Here is a 2,102-nt window from a genome sequence, read left to right as displayed (position 1 = left end):
GATATTACCTGCAAAGGCGATTTGCACATTGACGACCATCACACGGTTGAAGACATCGGTATCGTATTGGGTCAGGCACTGAAACAAGCGCTTGGCAATAAAGCCGGCATTACCCGTTACGGTCATGCCTATGTTCCGTTAGATGAAGCGTTGAGCCGTGTGGTTATCGACCTTTCCGGCCGCCCTGGTTTGGTGTACAACATCGACTTTACCCGCGCCCTGATCGGCCGTTTTGATGTCGATTTGTTTGAAGAATTTTTCCATGGTCTTGTGAACCACAGCATGATGACCTTGCACATCGATAACTTGAGCGGCCGTAATGCACATCATCAAGCCGAGACTGTTTTCAAAGCCTTCGGTCGCGCCCTGCGCATGGCAGTTGAATACGATCCGCGCATGATTGGTCAAACGCCTTCTACCAAAGGCACGCTGAGTGAAGAATCTGTTCAAGAAGAAGCAGAAGCCGCGTCTGAAGAATAAGGCATCGTGTGAATGAATAAAGGCCGTCTGAAACCGATCGGGATTTCAGACGGCCTTTTATTATTTGTCTTGTATATCGACAATATTTTGTTTTAAACCATCTTTTGCTACAATCATTCTTATTATTATATTAATCATTAAATGTTTTCAGACGGCCTGAGGAGAAGCAATGAAAGTAGCGATTGTCGATTATGGAATGGGAAACCTGCACTCAGTATTGAAATCTGTTCAGGCGGCGCAGGTTTTGTCCAATCAAAATGCCGAAATTTATCTGACTTCGCGGCCTGAAGAGGTGATGGCGGCGGATAAGGTTATCTTTCCGGGGCAGGGTGCCATGCCGGATTGTATGTCGGCGCTAAAGGCAAGCGGTTTGGGTGAGGCAGTTTCAGACGGCCTGAAAAACAAGCCGTTTTTTGGAATTTGCGTAGGTGCGCAATTATTGTTTGAACACAGCGAAGAAGGCGATACAGATGGTTTGGGTTGGTTTGAAGGTCAAGTAAAACGGTTTTTGCCCAATCAAACCGATGCACAGGGAGGCCGTCTGAAAGTGCCGCATATGGGTTGGAATACAGTGCGCCAAACCCGTCCGCATCCTTTATTTCAAGACATTGGGCAGAACGAGTATTTCTATTTTGTCCACAGCTATTATTTTGCACCGAAAAATGAAGAGATTGTTTTAGGCGTCAGCGAATATCCGAGTGAATTTGCCTGCATTGTTGGTAAAGATAATGTGTTTGCCACACAGTTCCACACGGAGAAAAGCCATCAGGCAGGATTGCTGCTGCTGCGTAATTTTTTAAATTGGCAGATTTGAGGCTTTTAACATAAATCTGCTAAAAATCGCTAATTTGTGTAAAATATACTGAAATTGAATAGAGGAGAAGAAAATGCTGTTGATACCTGCCATTGATTTGAAAGAAGGACGCTGTGTCCGCTTAAAACAAGGCTTGATGGAGCAGGCGACGGTGTTTTCCGATTCGCCGGCAGAGATGGCTTTGTATTGGCGCAATCAAGGTGCACGCCGTTTGCATTTGGTTGATTTGAACGGCGCATTCGCAGGCGTTCCTCAAAATTTTCCGGCGATTAAAGAAATTTTGGCCGCCGTAGCCAAAGATATTCCGGTACAGCTTGGCGGCGGTATCCGTGATTTGGGCACCATCGAAAAGTATTTGGATTTGGGTCTGACCGATGTGATTATCGGTACGGCCGCGGTAAAAAATCCTGAATTTGTGCGCGAAGCATGTAAGGCCTTTCCGGGTCAGATTATCGTCGGCTTGGATGCCAAAGACGGTATGGTGGCGATAGACGGTTGGGCAACGGTAACGGAGCATCATGTCGTCGATTTGGCCAAGCGTTTTGAAGACGATGGCGTCAACAGCATTATTTATACCGATATCGGTCGCGACGGCATGATGAGCGGCGTGAATATCGAGGCTACCGTTAAATTGGCTCAATCAGTGAATATCCCGATTATCGCTTCCGGTGGTTTGACGAATTTGGACGATATCCACGCATTGTGTGCCGTTGAAAAAGAGGGTGTGAGCGGTGCGATTACCGGCCGCGCAATTTATGAGGGAAGTATTGATTTCGCACAGGCACAAAAACTGGCCGATTCTTTGGCT

General features: G+C 46.7%; 3 protein-coding genes. All 3 read left to right on the top strand.

Going from position 1 to position 2,102, the window contains the following annotated elements:
- On the top strand, nt 1-480 hold a 480-nt coding region (gene hisB / locus ACTHSP_RS19980; protein WP_440346773.1), incomplete at its 5' end, for an imidazoleglycerol-phosphate dehydratase HisB.
- A 169-nt stretch (nt 481-649) separates the two neighbouring features.
- On the top strand, nt 650-1,294 hold the full coding sequence (hisH, locus tag ACTHSP_RS19975) for an imidazole glycerol phosphate synthase subunit HisH (RefSeq protein ID WP_440346772.1): 645 nt from the start codon (nt 650-652) through the stop codon (nt 1,292-1,294).
- A 73-nt stretch (nt 1,295-1,367) separates the two neighbouring features.
- Nucleotides 1,368-2,102 (top strand): 1-(5-phosphoribosyl)-5-[(5-phosphoribosylamino)methylideneamino]imidazole-4-carboxamide isomerase (hisA, locus tag ACTHSP_RS19970; RefSeq protein WP_440346771.1); only part of this gene is annotated, 735 nt, incomplete at its 3' end.

The sequence above is a fragment of the Neisseria sp. P0001.S005 genome (assembly GCF_051963715.1).
The sequence above is the reverse complement of the archived record's forward strand: the minus strand, read 5'-3'. Positions and strand labels throughout refer to the sequence as shown.

Excerpts from the sequence above, each read along its gene's own strand:
- hisH (WP_440346772.1), top strand. The coding sequence starts at position 650 with ATGAAAGTAGCGATTGTCGATTATGGAATGGGAAACCTGCACTCAGTA.